Source organism: uncultured Chitinophaga sp., from assembly GCF_902168175.1.
GTDB lineage: Bacteria > Bacteroidota > Bacteroidia > Chitinophagales > Chitinophagaceae > Chitinophaga.
Map to the genome: position 1 here is coordinate 213,658 of NZ_CABHOU010000095.1, position 21,965 is coordinate 235,622.

A 21,965-nucleotide genomic window follows, 5' to 3' on the forward strand; every position below is an offset into this window, starting at 1 on the left:
GCGCGTCGGCTGAAAAATAAAATTGCGTGATAAAGCTGATAGTAAAAGATTTTATGCAGTATGTTGCCAGGCTAAAAGCATTGGCTAAAGTACAGCGTGTCAATCCTACTTGTGATTTTTACTCAGGTGTACAGATCGCGGGTTCGAATTTTGGCGATTATGTGGCGGTGTTTCATAACACGATTATTATCAATAGCACAATTGGAAGCCATTCCTACATACAGAAAAACGCCTTTCTCAACAATGCAACTGTTGGGAAGTTTTGCTCCATTGCTGGGGGAGCGTTCATAGCCCCCGGCATTCACCAGGTGGCCGGTGTAAGTTCGCATCCTGCATTTTACCTGAAAAATACGCCGCTGCCCAAAATATTTGCCGACAATGATATGGTTTCAGTTGAAGAACCCGTAGAGATCGGTCACGACGTGTGGATAGGACAAAACGCAGTTGTTATGGACGGCGTAAAAATCGGGACCGGCGCAATTGTGGCAGCAGGTGCAGTTGTTACCAGGAATGTGCCCCCCTACACAATTGTGGGAGGCGTACCTGCCAAAGTAATCCGGAAAAGATTCGATGAAGACACGATCGCGGGTCTACTTGACAGCGCCTGGTGGGATCGGGATGACCAATGGCTGAAGGCCCATCACAAGCTATTTCTGGATCCCCGCAAATTTCTGGAGGAACTATCTTAGTTTGATAATCATGATGATATGGTATTATTTTATTTCTAATGGGTAATTAATTTTATCTCAATTGCCAAAAAAATTATTTTCGCGTACATTTTGATTGCGGGACGTTTTGTAAGGTGTGCCTGTGGGCCGCATTCAGTTTTTCCGGACACGTTGGTGATCATCAAAGCCTCCGGCGTGTAAGAAGCGATGAGATATTTAAGAAGGATATTGGGGCTCATTTATAATATATTAAATGCTGCCTTTTATAAGTCACTGCATCATAAAGCGATCATTTACTACTCTGTACGGGTGGGCGGAAAAAAGTACCTTTCGATCGGGAAAAATACCGTTGTTCAGCGTCATGGCTGGCTTTGGGCGTTAAAGTATGACGATGCAGATCCAATATTGGAAATCGGTAGCAATTGTGCCATCGGCGATTTTTCGCATATCGTGGCTATAAGAAGTGTACGCATAGATGACGATGTATTGATTGCTAACAATGTATACATTTCGGACAATCTTCACGAATATGCCGATATTGCCATGCCGGTAAAAAATCAACCTTTGATATTCAAGGGCGCTGTAAAGATTGGCAGCGGCGCATGGATCGGTGAAAACGCCTGCATCATTGGAGCCAGCGTTGGCAAAAACTCAGTGGTCGGCGCCAATGCGGTAGTAACCTCCGATATACCGGATTATTGCATCGCGGTTGGTAGCCCGGCACGCGTAATAAAGAGATTTGACGCAACCAGTAAAACCTGGGTAAAAGTTTGATATAGGGCTTTTACTCAATAAAGCAGCTTGTTACAAGCTGCAGCCATAAAATATGATGAAAGTTTTAATTACAGGTGGCGCCGGTTTTATCGGCTCCAACATTGCCCGCCGTCTTATTGCCGACAACGTAAACGTTACGCTATTTGATAACTTTCACCCCCAGATCCACGGAACCAGTAAAACACTGCCCGGCGACCTGCAGGGAAAAGTAACGTTAATTGAAGGAACGGTGGAAGACAGAATTCTGTTATTTGATGCGCTCAAAGGGCATGACGCCGTTATTCATCTCGCCGCCGAAACTGGTACCGGACAATCTATGTACGATATTGCCAGGTATACAGGTGTGAATATCCAGGGTACTGCCCATTTATGTGACTATATCATCAATGAGCCGCACCAGGTAAAAACTTTAATCGTAGCATCGTCACGTTCGATATACGGAGAGGGGAAATATATCTCTCCGGAATACGGCGTCGTGTATCCAACCGCCCGCACTGCCGCGCAGATGGAACAGAGTTTTGACGTACTGTGCCCGATATCCGGCAGAAATGATCTGCAGCTGACGGCTACTGACGAAGCTTCAAAAATTCATCCTTCTTCTTTTTATGGGATTACGAAACAGGTGCAGGAGCAAATGGTGATCTTGGCCGCACGATTGAAAAATATCAATGGCTTTGCATTAAGATATCAAAACGTGTTCGGTCCGGGACAGTCGCTGAAAAATCCATATACAGGTATATTGTCCGTTTTCTCAAGATTGGCGTTAAAAAACGAACCGATTAATGTTTTTGAAGATGGAGACGAGAGCCGCGATTTCGTTTTTATTGAAGATGTGGTAGACGCAACGGTAAAGGCGTTGTATAAGCAGGATAACCAACAGCACATCCTGAATGTGGGCAGTGGCCATGCCACAACGGTAAACGAGGTGGCCAATGAAATTGTAGCTTATCTTAAAAGTCAGTCCACCATCACCGTTTCCGGTGCATTTCGTGAAGGAGATATTCGGCATAACTACGCCGACCTGCTGTTGTTGAAACAGGTGCTGGGAGTAAGTCCGCGTTGGAGTTTTAAGGAGGGGCTTCATGCCTTTTTGGACTGGGTTCTGCAGCAAAACGACATTCCCGAAAACAATAACGATTATAGTCAATCTCTGCGTGAGTTGCATGACAGAGGGCTATTGAAAAAATAATAAGAACCTTTATGGAAGATCTGGTTAGTGTGGTTTTTACCAGTTATAATCACATTGAGTACCTCGAACAGGCGCTTGATAGCATTGTAAACCAAACGTATCGGCAGATTGAAGTAATTGTAGTAGATGATTGTTCTACCGATGGTAGCCAGGAGGTGTTGAAGCGCTATGGCTCCCGTTCTAATGTGCAGCTTCATCTGCTCGAAAAAAATACCGGTAGTTATGTAAAAGCCAGTAATTACGGAGCCAGCTATGCAAAAGGTAAATACATCCTGTTTGCACAATGTGACGACTACTGTGAGCCAATCCAGATAGCGAGGCTCGTGGCAGCGTTTAATCAACACCTCAATGCGGGCGTTGTGTTTTCGAGGAGTAAACTGGTGGACGAACATGGCACTATTCTGACCGATGACTTTGAAGGGCGTGAAAAGCGATTCAGGGAACAATGTGCTACCGATGCGTTAATTACGGGTGCAGAAATGCGGGCTTATCTTTCTTACAGCTGCGTAATTCCCAATCTCAGTGCGGCCATGGTTCGACGCGATCTTTACGAAAAAGTAGGCGGCCTGTCCGATCGTTATCGCATGGCGGCCGACTGGGCTTTCTGGCTGGATCTCGCGGAGTTGACAAATTTCTTTTACATTACCGAACCACTCAACTACTTCAGGCAGCATGCAACTACGATCCGTAGTAAAACGAAGATTGTTACGCAGGTAGCGGAAATTTACACGATCTTTTACGACCACATCAACCGGTATAAACTGGCCGGTCGCGAAAAAAGCATCATGAAGAGAGGCGCTGGCGCAATTTGGGGATGGTATGCTATCGATAGTCCCAAAGCCTGGTGGAGCAACCTGCCCACCCTCATGAAAGTCACTTTCGGATTCGAAAAAATGAACCTCTATTATTTATCGCTCGGATGCGTAGCGCTACTGAGAGAAAAATTGGCCAAAAGCCGTTAGCACCGATGCCCAATCAGCCAGACATCCTCTTCTCTATAGTTATTCCAACCTACAACAGGGCCGAAAAGCTTCGGCAGTCGTTGCATGCACTTACCTTACAGACTTATCGCGCGTTTGAAGTGCTGGTTTGCGACGATGGTTCCACGGATCATACGCTGGCGGTCGCAAAGGAATTCGATAGCCTGCTGGAAATCCGTTATTTCCATGCTGAAAATTGGGGAGGACCGGCAAAGCCGAGAAATACTGGTATTGCTAATGCACGAGCTGAATGGATCTGTTTCCTTGATTCGGATGACTACTGGTATCCGTCGAAGCTGGAGGTTTTTAGCCGGAATCTGGAACACACGGACGTGTTATACCATGATTTCGACATGGATAATGGCGATGGTAAACTACGCAAAATGGGGCTAAGACAGATTCGTGGCAATGCCTCTCGCGATTTGCTTGTAAATGGCAATACAGTGGGTACATCCGGAGCCTGCGTTCGGGCGGAGAAGGTGCGTGCGGTCGGCGGTTTCACAGAGGATAAAGAACTAATCGCCGTGGAAGATTTTGATCTGTGGATCCGTTTGGCGATGGCCGGTTGCCGGTTTCTTTACATCCCACAACAACTAGGTTGCTACTGGGCAGGCGGCGATAATATCACCGCTCAGGATGAACGCCAATTAAACCGCATCAACCGTATCTATGAACTTTACGTTCCGTCATTAAACGAGCGTGATCAGCGATTAGCGGCCAATATGAAGGCTTATAAAATTGCCAGGGTTTATAGGCAAATGGGTCGCCGTGCTGAGGCATTACAGGGCTTTCGCAAGGCAATGTTTGCTGAAAGATGGGCAATAAGAGCTCGGGCTATTTTCTTCACGTTGCGGACTCTTGTAGGCCGTTAAGACCCGCTTCTGAACCTTGTAGCATATTGCTCCGGGGTAGTGGCCACATCATCTAGTTGCTTTACTCCCATTTCACGGCATTCTTTTAAAAAATGTAGTAGTACCTGTTCCCCCTCCACGTTATTTCCGGAAGCCTTTCTGGCTTTGGCATTTTTTAGCTGTTGTTGCCGCAATTGCTCCACCTTTACGTATGCCAGGTTTAGTTTCAACAGACGGATGCGATATAATGCCACCTCGTCCTTACCAGCTGCTTTGTCTGCCTGCGCCAGATAACCGTCGTATTGCCTGAGCATGGCGGGCGACAAATAACCGTTCGCATGATCTGCCGGATTATCGCCAAGACCGAGTTGTTTACCCGAGGCGACTAAACTTCTGCGCATAGCGGTTATATATTGTTGGATATATGGTGCGCTCGCCTTGCCATAAAAGGCCTCAACAAAGTCCTGCATCAGGGCTTCCATGTCCGCATCCGGGTTTTGCATTAGTTCGGCTACCACGTAACATTTGAGTTCAGCAAATTCGCTGATAGGATGGTTGTTTCCCTGCGTAAACAGACTTTTGATACCCATTGTGCGGAAGTAAACAACGTTTGCTTTAAGCGTTTCGAAATTAGGATAGGGACATAAAAAGTGATTGAAGTTGGTGACATAGTCCCACACCATTAACTGTGCATTCTTTTTTTTCCATGCGTTGAAGCCCTCCCGTACCGGGGCGTTGTTTGCAGCCGTAGCGATAGGCTTGTCGCGGTAGGCGTTGATGGTGGATATCTGTATCGTCACATTGTTACGCGGAACGATAGTAGCCGGCGGTGTAAAAGTATAATGGTACGCCAGCATTACAAATTGCTGCCGGGGAAAACGGGCGGCAAGCCGGTTTACGAAATCGAGTACCGAGGCACCGTGCGAATGCTCCTGTTGATCGAGCCGGTAACAATGCGGGCATAAGCAATACAGGTCATTGTCTTCCTGACTGATCGAGAACAAAGTTTTGCCGGGCTGGCTGGCTATCAGTTGTTTTATTTTTTCTGCCGCCAGCTTTTCGACCTGGGGGTTGGATAAACATAATTGTCCGTTTGAGATGCGCTTTCCATCGCGAAAGGAATAGTACTCGGGATGGGAAACAAAGTATTGTTGCGGCGGCAGCAGCTGGAAAAAAGAATGTCCCCACAATCCCCATTTGCTATCCGGGCTGTCAAAAAACTCAAGTTGGTGCCAACGCCGGTAGGTGGCATTGTACGGGGGATTGAAATACATTTCGCCATAATCGAAGTGTCCGCCCACGGCTATATTTTTGACGGGTATTAGTAATTCTTTACCGCCCGCACATACCGGCTCTCCTCCCACTACCAACTTGCAGCCGGCATAATACTCCATGAATTTGTATACGGCATAATCCGCGTCCTGCCGGCGCTTTACTGATATGTAGACGTTGTTATTCTTTACTGTAATTTTTATTCCCCTGGTAGGCAATGTAATGCCATCAATCACCTGGTCGGTCAGGAGTAGACGCGGTCCGGTACCTGCTGTAGTGGATGATTTAACAGGAAGCGTTACATCAGTCAGTGATTTGAGTTGCGTCTGCAGCAGGTTGGCGGCAGATTTAAATTCGCTGATTGCTGTGTTAGCGCTGATCGTATACAACGATTTATTGCCACTGACGAGCGTTATCTTTTCCATAGGATGGCCGCATGCCTGCAAAGAAACAACCAAAAACAAGGTGCCGGTAAAGGCAAAGCATATTGCAAAGAGAATGGAGCGCATCTTCCGATTTATGATAAACATTGCAAAAATATGTCCATATTTCCACATGCACCGGATGAACGATAGTTATTATTAAAATGTTTTTTTGAAACAAATACCCAGTAAGCCCAGGCTGGCGTATTATCATATATAAAAAAGGGTTTATGCTACGTTTCGCCTCTGTTCGTGTAGTCGATGCAGCTGATCGCCTGCAAGCCGCAAAATAAGCTCCATCTCCACATGCCCATTGTGATAATCGTCCAAACAGTGATAAGACCCCGTTTAAAAAAACTTCTCAGATACGAAGGATAGTAATTAATTTGCGCTGCATTAGTGTAGGGAGGTCATGTGCTATGAAAATCATATAAACGGTCAAAGGTCTTTTGAGCACCGCAAACAAATATATAGAAGCGATAAATAGGAATTTTGTTTATGTATTGTTCTTTTTACCGTACTCAGGAACAGGTGTACCTGCATATATAATATGTTTATTGTATATGTTTGTCAGGATACCTACTCTTAGGTTTAAGCTGGCCGACGTGTTTTTTCTGGGAGCGATCGCTGTCTGGCTCGTACTCAAAGCGCAGCAGAGTCAGATGAGCGCTACATTAATATTGCTTCGATATTATTTTGGATTCTATATCTTCTACCTGTTTTTCAATAATTACCGCTATCGCATCGACTTGGAGAAGTTGTTGTTTGCCATTTGCATTGCCGTTATTATAGAGGCGGTGCTGGTTAACACAATTGTGAGCCCGATGTACCTGCCCAACTACCCCAAGAGCAGTGTTGGCGGAGTGATGAACTTCGAAACCCGATTTCTTGGCTTTTACCAGCGGCCGTACAGTATTGGCAATAACGCCAGTATTACAAGTACTTTAATCATGGTGCTGGTATTTACGATTGATGCGTTGAAAAGAAGCAGCGGGGAAAAACTGACTGCCCGGCAAATGATACTCGCCACTGTGGCTGTAATCATGCTCGCATCGGGCGTAGGACTAATGATCTACTTCCTTTTTTGGGTATTTAAGATAAGACCATTTAAAGATGTTCGCCGCGCCACTTTTTCAATATTAACCATCCTGCTAATTTATTTATTGATATTTGGCGCGGATATCGGTGCACAAACCGGCTTTGAGAAGATATCCGCCATATATATCAATTTCCTGATCGATTTTAAAACGATGCAGGTGGAGGATGTGTATACACAGCTAAAGGATGTTAACGGTATGTTTATCGGCATGGAATTCTTTTCGCCGAACGAACTGGTAGTTTGGGGCGACTTCGCTTGGAATGACCTGTTTTATTGTACCGGTTACCTCGGACTTTTTATTACCATCGGCTTGCTAATGATCAAAATAAACCGGTTAAATAAAGTGCCGTTGCTCATATTTATGCTTGCCACTTTTCACTATAGTGCCATGTATGCCTTACCAGGACAAATGTTGTTGGGGTATTTTTTCTCCACGAAATTCAAACTGCTGGCAACCGACTACGAGCGTAAGGCACGCCTTAAACCGGAATTAGCATAAACTCCTAAATTTTTAAACAGAATGACATCTTTACTGAATCTGGACCGCTTTATCTCGAAACATGTTACCCGCAGGGGTGAAAGTTTATTAAAGGCTGATATCGTGGCCAATCATCAGCGACTGACTGCTAATATTGAGGGTAAGTCGGCATTGGTGATAGGCGGCGCGGGTACCATTGGTTCCAACTTCATAAAAGAATTATTATACTTCAAACCCGCCAAAGTAGTGGTGGTAGATATTAATGAGAACGGTCTTACTGAGCTGGTGCGCGATTGCCGTAGCAGCAGTGTATTTACTATGCCGAATGTGTTCATTACCTACCCTGTCAATATGGGCGACCCTATTTTTAACCGGATTGTTGAGCGCGAAGGTCCGTTCGATATTGTCGCAAATTTTGCGGCCCACAAACATGTAAGGAGTGAAAAGGATGTACTTTCCATTCAAGCCATGATCGAGAACAACGTTTTTCGCGCCGTGTCTTTGCTGGACCTGCTGGCCAAACAACAGCCCTCGCATTTCTTTTGCGTGTCTACAGATAAGGCGGCGAATCCTGTAAACATTATGGGTGCATCTAAAAAGCTAATGGAAGATGTTATTCTCGCCTATTCTGAAAAAATGAAGATAACTACTGCCAGGTTTGCTAATGTGGCCTTTTCAAATGGTAGCCTACTTGCTGGTTTTATAGAACGTATTATGAAACGGCAGCCATTGAGTACACCCAGCGATGTAAAACGTTTCTTTGTTTCGCCAGAGGAATCGGGGCAAATTTGCCTGTTGGCCTGCATATTAGGTCAATCAGGCGATATCCTTTTTCCGCGCCTCCACCCCGAAACGGATTTGGTCAACTTTGCGGATATTGCTACTGACTTCATCAGCTATCTCGGCATGGAACCCGCTATATGTCATACTGAAAATGAGGCAAGAAAGATGGCCGATGCCCTAACGTCTGAGAGCCTTACCTACCCACTTTATCTTTCGCCAAGCAGTACTTCTGGCGAGAAACTGTATGAAGAATTTTATACTGATGACGAGGAGCTGGACTGGGACTCGTTCAAGATGCTGGGCGTTATAAAGAACGCTAAAAGGCGGTCGCTAACAGAACTGAGTGATGTGATTTCGGCTATTAAAGCCTTTTTTGAAAAGGATGTAGAGAAGAAAGAAGTAGTGGCTTTATTGTCCGAAATTTTGCCCAGCTTTCATCATATAGAAAAAGAAAAGAACCTTGACCAGCACATGTAATCGGCTAAGAAAAGCGTAGATATGAATAAGGATCCATTAGTGACAATTGTCCTGCCCTTTTATAACAACAAGTCAACTTTGCTGCTTGCGGTAAAGTCTGTTATTTGTCAAACATATCCCAATTGGGAATTAATATTACTGGATGATGGCTCGGTGGACGGTTCACTGGAAATAGCGAAATCGCTGGAGTCGGCCAATATACAAGTACGGAGTGACGGCCTGAATAAAGGCCTGATCGCACGCCTTAATCAGATGGCGTCTTTAGGGTCCGGAGAGTTTCTGGCTAGGATGGACGCCGATGATCTGATGCAGCCCACGAGGATTGAAGAACAGATGAAGATGTTTAAGGCGCAGCCTGAGTTGGATTTGGTGGATACTGGCACCTATTCAATAGATGAAATGGGAAATCCCGTGGGTATAAGAGGGCTGGGGCCAATTAACTACGAGCCTAAGGCAGTGCTGAAAAGTGCGATGTTGCTGCACGCAAGCGTGATCGGAAAACGTAGCTGGTTCAATCGTAACCCTTATGATCCGGATTATGTGCGGGCAGAGGATTACGAATTGTGGTGCAGAACATTCCGCCACTCTAAATTTGGCCGGGTCCCCAAGCCACTATACATTGTACGCGAAGGGAGAGTCAATATTAAGAATTATGAAAGGAGTTCGGAGACTATCAGGAAAATTATGAGAAAATACGGTGTTGGTGTTTTTTCTCCCCTCGAACTTCAGATCGAATTGCTGAAGTCGCACCTGAAGGTATTATTATATAGGATTTTTGGAGCCTTCAATCAACACGGCTATTTGTCAAAGAAACGGAACAATCCCTTAAGCAATACTGAAAGGGAAGAACTTGGTGGGTTGATGCGCACCATTGAAGCCGCTAATATTTAGTAAAGGAAATGGAGAAAATAATTTTAGTATCAAATACTTCCTGGTATTTGTTCAATTTCAGATTATCGATCATTAAGCTGTTACAGCGTGCCGGTTATGAAGTTGTGTGCATCGCCAATGAAGACGAATACAGCGAACGCCTGGTAAAAGAAGGCGCTACCTTTATTGCATGCAAGTTGGCGAACAAAGGTAAAAATCCGTTTAAAGACTGGGCTTTTTATGTGTTTTTAAAACAACAATACCAGCAGATAAAGCCGGTGTTTATTTTTCATTATACCGTAAAGCCCAATATTTACGGAAGCCTTGCCGCCAAAGCTGCCAAAGTTCCTTCGATAGCGATTGTATCCGGGGCCGGTTACGCTTTCCTGAAAGAAGGGTTGTTGAATAAATTGGTAAAGGCCCTTTATACAAGGGCTGCAAAATGTTCGCGCGAGTTGTGGTTTGTGAATGAAGAAGACCAGGCACTGTTTGTTGGAAACAACATTGTTGACGAATATCAAACCAAGGTGCTACCCGGTGAAGGTATAGATACGGCAAGATTTTTACGGGATGCACCTTACAACGTTGATAAAAGTTGTTTTACCTTTTTGCTTTCGGCAAGGATGTTGTGGGATAAGGGCGTCGGAGTATACGTGGAAGCTGCCCGGAAAGTGAAACAGCTGTACCCGCAATCGCGTTTTCAACTATTAGGATTTATCGACTCCGCTAATCCATCTGCCATCTCCTCCATGCAAATGGAAGCATGGCAAAGCGAGGGTGTGATTGAGTACCTAGGGGTCACGGATAACGTAAAGCAATATCTAATGAAGGCGACCTGCTTCGTCCTGCCGTCGTATTACCGAGAAGGCGTTCCACGAGCGTTGTTGGAGGCTGCAAGTCTTGAAATTCCCATCATTACAACAGATAATGTCGGATGCAAAGAAGTGGTGGATCACCAGGTAAATGGCCTGATCTGTAAATTGAAAAGTGTGGATGATCTCGCCGATAAGATGATCCGGATGCTGGATGCCGACGCTTCGGTACTAACAGAAATGGGCCGGCAAGGCCGGATCAAAGTGGAACAGGAATTTCATGAACGTCTGGTACTCGCGTATTACGAAAGTGCCATCGCTCAGTATCTTATGGGGAACGAAAAGAACTAAAATGCCTGCATGGAATATTAAAATCTTATCATGATAAAAACATTGCCCATGAAGTATTGGCAGGGAACAATCATCCTGTTGCTGACGATGAACAACGTATTTGCCCAGGAAAATTCGCCGGTGATTATGCCTTATAATTATACCAATATGCGGGAGCTATATCTCGATAAGGAAAACAGGCATACCGCGCTTAAAGGCATCTTATATGAAGATACAACTGTATTCGACCGTGCCGGGAAAAGCTGGCTTTATCGAAAACTCTTCCACGAACATCTGGTCGAGGTGCGCCAACCCGACTTCAACGTTTTCATGGACCTCCACGCCGACCTTAACGTTGGCCGCACTAACGCAGGCGGCGGTAAAAACACCTGGCTCAACACCCGCGGCGCATCCATTCAGGGAAACATCGGTAAACAACTTTACTTCGAAACTTACTTCTTCGAAAACCAGGGCGCATTCCCTGCCTATCTCGATACATTCATAAGAAAATACCGCGTTGTTCCGGGCCAGGGAGAAATACGCAACTTCTCCGGAGGCAAAGCTTTTGACTATGCATATGTAAACGCCAAACTTTCTTACACCCCCAGCAAGTTTTTAAATTTAACCGCGGGGTATGGAAGCAATTCCATCGGCGATGGATATCGCTCATTAATTCTGTCGGATGTTCCGTTCAGCTACCCCTATTTAAAAGCAACAATTAACCTGGGCAATGTGCAGTATACATCTATGTGGGCACAGTTCCAGGATATGAAAAGCCTCTCTTTCCGTGAAGCGGAAACGGATGCCGGCTACTACAAAAAATGGGGCGTGTTCCACTTCCTCGACTGGAATATCAACAAGAAAATCACGGTCGGCCTCTTCGACGCGGTCATGTGGAGCGACTATGATACCACCTCTAAACGCAAACGCGGCTTCGACTGGACGTACATGAACCCGATCATCTTCCTGAGACCCGCCGAATTCTCCGTAGGCTCGTCTGACAACGCCATGATAGGCCTCAACGTAAAATATAAAGTCCTGCCCAAACTCACCACCTACGGCCAGTTCATGCTCGACGAGTTCAAACTGAGTGAGTTCTTTGGCGGCGAAGGCTGGTGGGCTAACAAATGGGCCATGCAGCTCGGCTTCCGCTCATTTGATCTTTTCAAAGTAAAACAACTCGACCTGCAGGGAGAATACAATGTAGTAAGACCTTACACTTACTCGTTCCGTAACTCCTTCGCTAACTACGCTCACTATAACCAATCCCTCGCCCACCCACTAGGCGCCAACTTCCAGGAAGTACTGGGCATAGCGTCGTATACCTACAAACGCTGGTACCTGAGGGGCCAGTTAACGTACGCTAACTACGGGCTCGATCCGGATGAGGCGACTAACTACGGGAAAGACATCGTGTTAAAAGACTACACCACCAGGGCACAGGAGTATGGTAACAAAATCGGGCAGGGTATTAAAACAGATCTCATTTACCTAACCGGCTCCCTCGCCTACGTCCTCAACCCAAAATATAACCTCCGCCTCGAGGCTTCGGTTACCGGCCGCAGGCAAAAGAACGAATTAGGCACCACCGGCGAAACCATGTTCCAGTTCGGCCTCCGCACCACCTTCCGCCAGTTTTACTACGATTTCTAATGTTGGCAAGCATATAATAAAGGAAAAAGCCTCGCTCCGGCGGGGCTTTTTCACGCCCCCCTCCCACAAACGTGTCATTCTGACACACCCAACTCATCCATCAAAAGGCCATCCACAACAATAAACTGCGTTATTATAGCAAAAAAATTATCCCCCTAAAGTGGTTGTTGCAACACCAAAAACTTTCTTACCTTACATATGTCGAGTCAATCAATTTAAATCTAGAGCAAATGCACAACTTTCTGAGTCATCTATTAGCCATGACTACAGTTACCGCATTCTTCGCCGCGTTCCGGTGGCTTACAATGGGTAAAAAGCACGGCTAACTTAACGAAACAGTGAAACTTTAATCACCTAACCAACGAAACTGTAAGCAATCTGCACGGCACCAACCGGCACCCACGTTTAAATGGCTCCCCCGTCCGCTTGCCAGCGCGGGCCACCATCTAATGTGTTCAAATTTGTTTCGATCTACGTGTAGCTATACGGCATCCCGCAAGCTTGCCAGCTGAGGTCCCATATAATGCACTGGATCAAAAACCAAAAGCCCCGGCATGTGCCGGGGCTTTCTATCTGGATTAAGGGGAGACAAACAAAAGAAACCGCATGGATTAAGGCCGGGCATTCGTCCCGCAAATGGGAACTACTGTGCATCCTCCTTACCCTGTCGCGGCTTGTCAATATCACATGGGAGTATACACGAGATCTTATTGCATTTGTCGATCCTGTATAAATTTCCAGTCTGTTATATAATTATGATTATTTGAAATGTTTGGATGATGGCAATAGTGTCTACACTGTCAATGTCGCTGTGCCGGTGCTGTCAGATCAATAGGATTCATCATTTTCTATAATGAATATACGAAATAATATTTGGAAACCATATAAGAAAATTGCCGTTTTTCCGTTTGCCCTACCCTAAATTGCCGGATATCCTTAACTTCGCCGCATGCATTATGTTACTGTAGAAGGTTTGACTAAATCTTACGGAGAAGCGCCTTTATTCGAGAATATTTCATTTCATATTGAAGAGGGAGATAAAATTGCGCTCGTTGCCCTTAACGGTAGCGGCAAATCTACCCTGCTTCGCATACTCAGCGGTACGGAAGTTCCTGACTCTGGCAAAGTGTGGATCCACAAAGGTGTAACAGTGGTAATGCTGGAGCAAACGCACGACTTCGATATGAACAAAACGGTAATTGAGAATATCTTCAATTATAATCACCCCATTATCAACGCTATCCGTGAATACGAGTTGCTGACAGATGAGGATGCTGAGCCGGATATGGACAAACTGACCGACGCCATCGCAAAAATGGATGATCTCAACGCCTGGCACTTCGATGCTAAAGTGAAACAGATCCTCGGTAAGCTTAATATTCATCACCTCGACCAAAAAATCGGAACGCTTTCGGGCGGTCAGCAGAAACGTGTGGCCCTGGCCAAAGTGCTGATCGACATCGGTTTCGAACATAAGCATACGCTGCTGATCATGGACGAACCGACCAACCACCTTGATGTATCGATGATCGAGTGGCTGGAAAATTACATGGACCAGGAAAAGGTGACCCTGCTGCTCGTAACGCACGACCGCTACTTCCTGGACAGTGTTTGTAACGAAATTATGGAGCTGGATAACCAGCAACTCTATATCTACAAAGGCAATTACGAAAACTACCTGGAGAAAAAGGCCGCCCGTGAGGAATCGGACAAGGCCAGCACCGAGAAGGCACGGAACACGTACCGTAAGGAACTGGAGTGGATGCGTAAGCAGCCGAAGGCCCGTACCACCAAGTCGAAGTCCCGCCAGGACGCCTTTTACGAAGTGGAGAAAAGGGCATCGGCACGCCTGGAACAGCAACAGCTTGAACTGAACGTGAAGATGACGCGCCTCGGTGGCAAGATCATCGAAATGAAGAAGGTGTATAAGTCTTACGGCGAAAAAGTGATACTCAAAGGCTTTGACTATACCTTTAAAAAGGGCGAACGCGTTGGTGTGGTAGGTAAAAACGGGGTCGGCAAATCGACTTTCGTGAATATGCTGCTGGGCAGCGAGCAGGCCGATTCGGGCAAGATCAACGTGGGCGAAACCATCGTTTTTGGCAACTACTCGCAGGAGGGGCTGCAGGTTAAGGAAGATATGCGTATCATCGAGTTCGTGAAAAACATCGCCGAACACTTTCCGCTGGCCGATGGCACAAAGGTGAGCGCAGCGCAGTTCCTGCAACTGTTCCTGTTCCCGCCTGAAAAACAATACACCTTTATCTCGAAGTTGAGCGGTGGCGAGCGCCGTCGTTTGCACCTGCTGTCGATCTTGTTCCGCAACCCGAACTTCCTGGTACTTGATGAGCCCACGAACGATCTCGATCTCCCTACGCTGAGCATATTGGAGGATTTTCTGCTCAACTACCAGGGTTGTATCCTGATCGTAAGCCACGACCGTTACTTTATGGATAAACTGGTGGACCACCTGTTTGTATTTGAAGGTGACGGCGAAATCCGCGACTTCCCGGGTAATTACAGCCTTTACCGTGAGTGGGAAAAGGACCAGGAAAAGATAAAGTCTGAACCTAAAAGAGTAGAGCAGGCACCTGAAAAGCCTGTTGAAGTAATTGTTCCGGAAGTGAAGGGCCGCAAAATGTCTTTCAAAGAGAAACGTGAAATGGAACTACTGGAAAAGGATATGGCCAATCTCGAGGTGGAGAAGAAAAAGCTGGAAGATCAGATGGCCGCCGGTAACATGGGCTACGACGAATTGCAGGCTGCTGCCGGCCGCATAGGCACCATCATACAACAGCTCGACGAGAAAGGCCTTCGTTGGCTGGACCTCAGCGAAATGGAATCATAAATCATAAGCTATTGAGGGCGGCGGTGTATACGTCGCCCTTTATATTTAAATAATCAGGTAACGGGCGATGGAACACCTATCAGCCGCCGTTGTGTCACTCCCTTCAGCGGCAGTAACAACATTGGGCAACGTTCCGTTCTTCCATCGCTTGTGGTATTTACACCGCAACGGAAATCTAAAGGAACAACTACATCTGCGGTGTTTGCCTGTCGCAAACGCACCCGCGAGCGTAAAACATGTCTTACGATCTGCTCCCCTTACTTTTACATAGCCTAACCCTCCCCACTCAACCGAAATATCTTCCTTTTCTCCGCTTTTTTTCTAGCTTTAGCCACCTAACCAAAATCCGTTTATGAGCCAACAACGCTTTCTATCCTTAGATGTATTCCGCGGTTTAACGGTTGCCTGTATGATATTGGTGAACAACCCGGGCAGCTGGCAATTTATTTACCCGCCATTGGGGCACGCCCATTGGCACGGCTGGACGCCTACCGACATGGTGTTCCCGTTTTTCCTGTTTGCTGTTGGTAATGCGATGAGTTTCGCACTTAAAAAGTATGAAGCGCTCGGTAACGCGGCGGTGCTGCAAAAGATATTCAAACGCACCTTCCTCATATTTATCATCGGACTGTTGCTGAACTGGTTCCCTTTTGTTCGCTGGGACGGCGACAACCTGGTATTTAAGTCGCTCTCGAACCTGCGTATACTCGGCGTGCTGCAGCGTATTGCGCTTTGTTATGGCATAGCTGCCCTGCTTATCCATTACCTTAAACCTAAAGGGGCGTTAATTGCCGCAGTGGTACTGCTGTTCGGCTACTGGGGCATACTGCTGGCCTTTGGCCAGGGCGACCCTTACAGCCTGGAAGGTAATGCAGGGCTGTTCATCGATAAGGCGATTCTTACCGAAAATCACATGTACCGTGGCGAAGGCGTTCCGTTTGATCCGGAAGGCCTGCTCAGCACGATGACCGCCATCGTAAACGTGATATTCGGCTACCTGGCCGGCGATTACATTCAGCGTAAAGGCAAAACCAATGCTACCGTACTCCGCCTGGCAGCGGTCGGTGCAGGATTAATCGCACTCGCATATCTCTGGAACATCTGGTTCCCCATCAACAAAAAAATATGGACCAGCTCTTATGTGCTGCTTTCTGTGGGCCTCGCGCTTATCTTAATAGCCATACTCATAAATCTTATAGAGATCCAGAACTGGCGTAAAGGCTGGAGCTTTTTCGAAGTATTCGGTAAAAACCCGCTGTTCATATTCGTGATGTCGGGTGTACTGGTAAAGGTGTATGGGTTGATACGGCCTGCGCCTGGCAAAAACTTCTATGGCTGGTTGTATGAAACGGTGTTTCAGCCGCTGGCAGGTAATATGAACGGCTCGTTATTATTCGCCATTTTCCACGTGCTGCTGTTTTGGTTATTAGGTTGGTGGATGGATAAAAAGAAGATTTATATTAAAGTGTAGTTTTTTATAATGAGAGCCGGGCAACAACGCCGGCTCTTTCTTTTTGATTAATAATCAACCATTTACAGAATTCCTTCCCTTTGTTAGCTAACATGAAAGTGCTACTCCGGATAGCGTATGTTTATGTAATTTCGCCCCGTTGTTTTTTACCCATTCCAATGAAGAAACCACCGCGATGAATGTTCGCAGAGAATTAGTTTAATTAACCGGTTGCCCAATGGCCTATACCTCCATTACCGTATACCCGCTACCCGCCGGCAACCAAATTTATGTGCATGAATAGAATTTTTACCCTTGTCCTGGTATTGTTAACCAGTTTTTCCGGCCTGCGCGCTCAGAACCCGTGGGACACCACCGCTTTTAACATTGTAGTAATGGGCAGTTCTACTGCCTGGGGAAAGGGTGCTTCGGTGCAGGATAGCGCCTGGGTGTTCATATATTCCAGGTATGTAAAAGGCCTGCAGAGTAAAACTGCTGTTTACAACATTGCGCAGGCGGGTACCACCACCTACGATGCTAACCCCAGCTGGTTCAACGAGCCGGGTAAACCCCGGGGCGATGCTTCCATGAACATCACAAGGGCGCTTAGTTACAAGCCGGATGGTATCATTATCAGCTTCCCCAACAATGATGCTGCGCAGGGTATTCCGCTGGACGAACAAAAAGCGAACTTCAACCGTATAGTGGCGGCGGCCGACTCACTGAACATTATGGTGTGGATATGTTTGCCGCAACCGCGTAACGCCGACGCTACTTTCCGTAATAACCTCTTACAGCTGCGCGACTGGATGCTCACCCGTTTCCCGTCGAAAACGATCGACTTCTGGACTCCACTCGCCGATGAAAATGGCCGGATAAAAACGATTTACTCCAGCGGCGATGGAACGGAGAATGATGGTATTCACGTAAACAATGCGGCGCACCGGGTGCTTTACCAGGAAGTATTGAAGGCCAACCTGCTCGACTCGCTGTATAACAGTATGGTAAGGCTCGTACAACTCACGGCCACTCCTATGCCCAGCAGGAACCGCATTACTTTCCAGACGCACACCGAACGTTCGCTCGCACGGTTTAACCTCGAGCGTAGCATAAACAATGGGACCAGCTGGGATTCGGTAGGTGTTGCGCTGGCAAAGGGAGGTAAACCAGGTGTTTTTGAATATGCAATAGACGACAATACGCCGCCTGCTTCTAAAGCTGCTTACAGATTAGTGGCTATAGATACCAGGGGCCGTAAATTTTATACTTATAACCGTGTTGAATTGGAAGCCGGGCAAGGCACTTTCGCTCTCGCTGCTTTCAGTGGCGCGGCGGTGAATAATACGGTACAGCTGAACTGGACGACGACCGCCGAAAACAATCTCGCCCGTTATGTGATTCAACACCAAAACGGACAAAACTGGGACTCGGTTGGTCAGAAGCCTGCAGCTGGCGCTTCGGCTTACAGCTTTGTACATGCCGGCACCAGCAATGTAATTGGTAATTACCGCCTCATGGGCAGAACGAACGCCGGTAATACGGTGTTTTCCGAATCGGTGTCGGTAAAGGCAGACAGTGCATACTGGAACCCTTTCGCGCTGGCTTCATTTAAAGTGCTGAAGGTAAATGATAAGGCAGAACTGAGCTGGAGCACCACCGCTGAAATTAAGACCCTGAAATTTAACATACAACGCCTGAACGGTACAACCTGGACGACCATCGCTTCGGTAAATGCCTCCGGGAACAGTGCGGCTTTAAAGAACTATCAGTACGCAGATAACCTGCAAACACAGGATGTATATTACCGGCTGGATATGGAAAGTGCACCAGGTGTGCATGTGATAAGCGGACAGGTGGTGTTGTTGTATAACTCGGACCCTTACGTGCTTTCCGCTTATACGGCGGCAGCGGATATGGATGTGGCACGGGTGAACTGGAGTACCACTTCAGAAAAGAACCTGAAAACAATTACGGTTGAAAAGAGCCTGGATTCCGCGCAGTGGACTGCCGTAAAAAAAGTAGCGGCCTGGGGTGCTTACCATCCTTACGAATTCCTGGATAGCAGCTATGCGCAGAACACGGTGTACTATCGTCTGAATCTGGAAGATGGTAACAGTACACATTTTTATACGGAAGGAATTAAGGTAACACCAGATCCAATGTACGCGAAACCCTACTGGTTAGAACAGTTTTACTATAGGGGGGGCGGTTACCTGCCGGCGGTAGAATGGATCACCCTCAGGGAAAAGGCATTGGTAAAAATTAATCTTGAGTGGTCGGCCGATTCATCGAACTGGGAGCCAGTGGCAAATGGTTCGAGATGGGCCACTAACAATAATTCCTGGTCCGGCTATTCGGTAGAAGAGCCCGCGTTGTACAATAAAACCGTTTATTACAGGCTGGTGTTTGAAGACAGACTGGGACGCAAGTTCTACGAAGGGGGTGTTCATGCAGATCCATCCGTGGCAGAACACGTACTGGAAAGCTTTACCGGCGAAGGTGACTTTGGTAGCGTAAACTTAAAATGGAAAACTTCCAAAGAAGTAAACTCGAAACTTGTTGTGCTTCGCCGCAGTTCCGACAAACAAACCTGGCCGGCCATCAGCTACCAGACTGCGGTAAATAACATAAACGGGAAAGAATATACTTACAAAGATGCTAACGTTCCGCAAACACCATTCTACTATCGTGTAGGCATTGAGGGGACCAACGGCCGTACCACTTACTATTTACCAGACATCCTGGTACACCCCGACTCCCTGTACGCCAAACCCTACCGCATAGCGAGCATCACCGGCACACAGAATGCGAACCAGCAAACTATTGCAGTAAAAACATCTGTAGAGAAAAAGACGGTTAGGATGTTTGTAGACAGAAGTAACGACGGCACGAACTGGGCTTTTGGCGTTGATACCCTGCAAGCAGGTACCAGTGCGAATGGCAGACTGTATACTAAAACATACACTTACAACATATCCACTACAACCAACGCAGTGCATTATCGCGTGCGTTTTGTAGATAGCCTTAACCGTTATTTCACCGCTACCGAAACGGTAAGGATCGCTGCAGATAGTAACTACGCCAATCCATTCCGCCTGGCAACGTTCACCGCAACAAGGCAGGCCACCAAACAAAGCCTTGCCTGGTCTACCGCCAAAGAATGGAATACGCGCAACTTCCGCATCGAACGCAGGGTAAGCTCCGGCGCCTGGACGGTCATCGATTCCGTGGCTGCAGCGGGCATGTCGACCGTAGTGAAAACATACAGCTTTGACGATACAGCTTACACTCACCTCGATCATAGTTACCGCCTGGTAATGAATGATACTTACGGCCGTTCCTTTACGAGCCCGATAGCATCACAGCCCCTGGATACCAACTATACCACGCCGGTTCGCTACGGCCCTTATTCCGTTAAACGCGAACTCGATAAACAGGCCATTACCTGGACGACCAATAAAGAGTGGAGGCTAAAACAGTTCCGCATTATCCGTATGGAAGGTAGTGTGAATGTAAGGATAGACAGTGTGCCGGCTACAGGCGCAGGTACCTACAATTTCATCGATACCGCTTACAAGGAAAAAGAAACCTACTATAAAGTAGAAGCGCGTGATGATTTCGGACGCTCTTTTATTACAAATGAAATGTTTGTACGGATTGACAGTAACTACAATACGCCGGTAAGGTGGGCTTCTGTAGGCGGCGAAAGAGCGGCTACCGGGCAGGTGATCAACTGGGCTACAACTAAGGAATTCCGGTCTGAACAGTTTGCCGTTCAGCGTAAAGATGCAGCCGGTAACTGGATACAGGCGGGTGTTGTAAACGCTGCAGGACTAGCTATGACCGGTAAAACTTATTCCTTTACCGATACTCCTTTCGTACAGGCAGCCATTAGCTACCGCCTCCAGCTCACCGATCTTTCCGGTCGGGTGTTTAACAGCCAGGAGTACCGGTTTGCGGCAGATACTAACTATACCAAACCTTTCGGTATAAATGCGTTTACAGTTGCGCAGAAAAAAGATCAGCAGGTTATTTCATGGAGTACTTATAAAGAATTCAATATCGAAAGTTTTGAAGTACAACGTCAGCTTGTGTCCGCGTCGAATGGTCGCGAGATGGAGGTGAGTTGGGAAGTAATAGCGACCGTGCCTGCTAAAGGCGGCTCTTCTTCTTATGTATATACCGACATGCAAACGCAGGACAAACAAGTGGCCTACCGCGTAGTAGCCATCGATAAACTGGGCCGTCCTTTTAACAGTCCGGGCGTAACGCTCACGCCTGATCTTAGCTACCGCAACGCCTTTAACCTGAAAGGAGGCCTGTCCGTAGCACGCCAGAACGAAAAACGCCTGCTGCAATGGACTACCGCTACCGAAAACGGTTCCCTGCGTTTCGTGATAGAACGTAGCACCGATTCTGTACAATGGAACAGGATAGACAGTATCCTGGCGAAAGGTACTTCCGATGCAGACCAGGTGTACAGCTTCACCGACAGTTACAATACCCAGACTGTATGGGTGTACTACAGACTGGTAATGGTAGATAACAAAGGCGAACGTAAGATCAGTAACGCCGTTAAAACGGTAGCACTCATTACTGCTAACCCTGATGGCCCGCAGCAGCCCGCCGGTAAGGTATTTGCTTACCCCAACCCGGTAACATCGCATGTAAAGATCGCCGGCTTCGCCAATGCGGTGGATGCGGAGATTTATAACAGTAAAGGTATAAGAGTGTACCAGAACATGCAGTACAACGGCGAAGCAATTCACACTTCAGCATGGCCTGCAGGTCTATACTTCATCATCCTCGAAAAAGGCAAATACAGGCTTAGTCTTATTAAGATGTAGGCAATAATATGGCAGTCATCTACACGGCCCGTTCAGTTTTACCGCTGAACGGGCTTTTTCGTGCCTTTAAATGGAGTTAAATTAAGGGTAATAGCATGAATGTGCTATATAAATCAACGTGCGGTGGGATTACTTTAGTAGTGTCGACCTTTAATAAGGTAC

General features: G+C 46.8%; 14 protein-coding genes. 13 read left to right on the top strand and 1 reads right to left on the bottom strand.

Annotation, left to right across the window (positions count from 1 at the left end; all coding sequences use genetic code 11):
- Positions 1-26: 26 nt before the first annotated feature.
- The 5 genes from QZT80_RS22165 (at position 27) to QZT80_RS22185 (ending at position 4,483) form a co-directional block, all read left to right on the top strand.
- Positions 27-689, top strand: a complete 663-nt coding sequence (locus tag QZT80_RS22165; protein WP_295127425.1) for a CatB-related O-acetyltransferase — start codon at positions 27-29, stop codon at positions 687-689.
- Positions 690-875: 186 nt separating this feature from the next.
- Positions 876-1,442, top strand: a complete 567-nt coding sequence (locus tag QZT80_RS22170) for a DapH/DapD/GlmU-related protein (protein WP_295127428.1) — start codon at positions 876-878, stop codon at positions 1,440-1,442.
- A 52-nt stretch (positions 1,443-1,494) separates the two neighbouring features.
- A complete protein-coding gene (locus QZT80_RS22175; protein ID WP_295127431.1) occupies positions 1,495-2,631 on the top strand; it encodes an NAD(P)-dependent oxidoreductase in 1,137 nt (378 codons plus the stop codon).
- A gap of 11 nt (positions 2,632-2,642) precedes the next feature.
- Positions 2,643-3,593, top strand: a complete 951-nt coding sequence (locus tag QZT80_RS22180) for a glycosyltransferase (protein WP_295127434.1) — start codon at positions 2,643-2,645, stop codon at positions 3,591-3,593.
- 5 nt (positions 3,594-3,598) lie between these two features.
- Positions 3,599-4,483 (top strand): glycosyltransferase, encoded by an 885-nt coding sequence (locus tag QZT80_RS22185; protein WP_295127437.1) that lies wholly within the window; start codon positions 3,599-3,601, stop codon positions 4,481-4,483.
- On the opposite strand, the gene QZT80_RS22190 is transcribed toward QZT80_RS22185, so the two are convergent.
- Complete coding sequence (locus QZT80_RS22190; RefSeq protein ID WP_295127439.1) at positions 4,480-6,159, bottom strand: DUF4838 domain-containing protein; 1,680 nt, start codon at positions 6,157-6,159, stop codon at positions 4,480-4,482. The two genes, QZT80_RS22185 and QZT80_RS22190, sit on opposite strands and share 4 nt — an antisense overlap.
- A 560-nt stretch (positions 6,160-6,719) precedes the next feature.
- Between QZT80_RS22190 and QZT80_RS22195 the strand changes: the two genes are divergently transcribed.
- From QZT80_RS22195 to QZT80_RS22230, 8 genes are all read left to right on the top strand, one after another.
- Entirely contained in the window at positions 6,720-7,754 is a 1,035-nt protein-coding gene (locus QZT80_RS22195) for a hypothetical protein (RefSeq protein ID WP_295127442.1), read from the top strand.
- Between the two features lie 21 nt (positions 7,755-7,775).
- Positions 7,776-8,993 carry an SDR family NAD(P)-dependent oxidoreductase gene (locus tag QZT80_RS22200; RefSeq protein WP_295127445.1) on the top strand — a complete coding sequence of 406 codons (1,218 nt, stop codon included), beginning with the start codon at positions 7,776-7,778 and terminating at the stop codon, positions 8,991-8,993.
- 21 nt (positions 8,994-9,014) lie between these two features.
- Positions 9,015-9,884, top strand: a complete 870-nt coding sequence (locus tag QZT80_RS22205; RefSeq protein ID WP_295127448.1) for a glycosyltransferase — start codon at positions 9,015-9,017, stop codon at positions 9,882-9,884.
- A gap of 8 nt (positions 9,885-9,892) precedes the next feature.
- The gene (locus QZT80_RS22210) at positions 9,893-11,026 is read left to right on the top strand and encodes a glycosyltransferase family 4 protein (RefSeq protein WP_295127450.1); all 1,134 of its coding nucleotides are present in this window, start codon (positions 9,893-9,895) and stop codon (positions 11,024-11,026) included.
- Positions 11,027-11,056: 30 nt separating this feature from the next.
- Entirely contained in the window at positions 11,057-12,658 is a 1,602-nt protein-coding gene (locus QZT80_RS22215) for a hypothetical protein (RefSeq protein WP_295127453.1), read from the top strand.
- A 949-nt stretch (positions 12,659-13,607) separates the two neighbouring features.
- Positions 13,608-15,506 (top strand): ABC-F family ATP-binding cassette domain-containing protein, encoded by a 1,899-nt coding sequence (locus QZT80_RS22220; RefSeq protein ID WP_295127456.1) that lies wholly within the window; start codon positions 13,608-13,610, stop codon positions 15,504-15,506.
- A gap of 352 nt (positions 15,507-15,858) precedes the next feature.
- Positions 15,859-16,977 carry a heparan-alpha-glucosaminide N-acetyltransferase domain-containing protein gene (locus QZT80_RS22225; RefSeq protein WP_295127459.1) on the top strand — a complete coding sequence of 373 codons (1,119 nt, stop codon included), beginning with the start codon at positions 15,859-15,861 and terminating at the stop codon, positions 16,975-16,977.
- A 275-nt stretch (positions 16,978-17,252) separates the two neighbouring features.
- The gene (locus QZT80_RS22230; RefSeq protein ID WP_295127461.1) at positions 17,253-21,803 is read left to right on the top strand and encodes a GDSL-type esterase/lipase family protein; all 4,551 of its coding nucleotides are present in this window, start codon (positions 17,253-17,255) and stop codon (positions 21,801-21,803) included.
- Positions 21,804-21,965 lie beyond the last annotated feature (162 nt).

Coding starts and splice junctions, on each gene's coding strand:
- QZT80_RS22170 (WP_295127428.1), top strand. CDS start 876: ATGAGATATTTAAGAAGGATATTGGGGCTCATTTATAATATATTAAAT.
- QZT80_RS22175 (WP_295127431.1), top strand. CDS start 1,495: ATGATGAAAGTTTTAATTACAGGTGGCGCCGGTTTTATCGGCTCCAAC.
- QZT80_RS22180 (WP_295127434.1), top strand. CDS start 2,643: ATGGAAGATCTGGTTAGTGTGGTTTTTACCAGTTATAATCACATTGAG.
- QZT80_RS22185 (WP_295127437.1), top strand. CDS start 3,599: ATGCCCAATCAGCCAGACATCCTCTTCTCTATAGTTATTCCAACCTAC.
- QZT80_RS22190 (WP_295127439.1), bottom strand. CDS start 6,159: ATGGAAAAGATAACGCTCGTCAGTGGCAATAAATCGTTGTATACGATC.
- QZT80_RS22195 (WP_295127442.1), top strand. CDS start 6,720: ATGTTTGTCAGGATACCTACTCTTAGGTTTAAGCTGGCCGACGTGTTT.
- QZT80_RS22200 (WP_295127445.1), top strand. CDS start 7,776: ATGACATCTTTACTGAATCTGGACCGCTTTATCTCGAAACATGTTACC.
- QZT80_RS22205 (WP_295127448.1), top strand. CDS start 9,015: ATGAATAAGGATCCATTAGTGACAATTGTCCTGCCCTTTTATAACAAC.
- QZT80_RS22210 (WP_295127450.1), top strand. CDS start 9,893: ATGGAGAAAATAATTTTAGTATCAAATACTTCCTGGTATTTGTTCAAT.
- QZT80_RS22215 (WP_295127453.1), top strand. CDS start 11,057: ATGATAAAAACATTGCCCATGAAGTATTGGCAGGGAACAATCATCCTG.
- QZT80_RS22220 (WP_295127456.1), top strand. CDS start 13,608: ATGCATTATGTTACTGTAGAAGGTTTGACTAAATCTTACGGAGAAGCG.
- QZT80_RS22225 (WP_295127459.1), top strand. CDS start 15,859: ATGAGCCAACAACGCTTTCTATCCTTAGATGTATTCCGCGGTTTAACG.
- QZT80_RS22230 (WP_295127461.1), top strand. CDS start 17,253: ATGAATAGAATTTTTACCCTTGTCCTGGTATTGTTAACCAGTTTTTCC.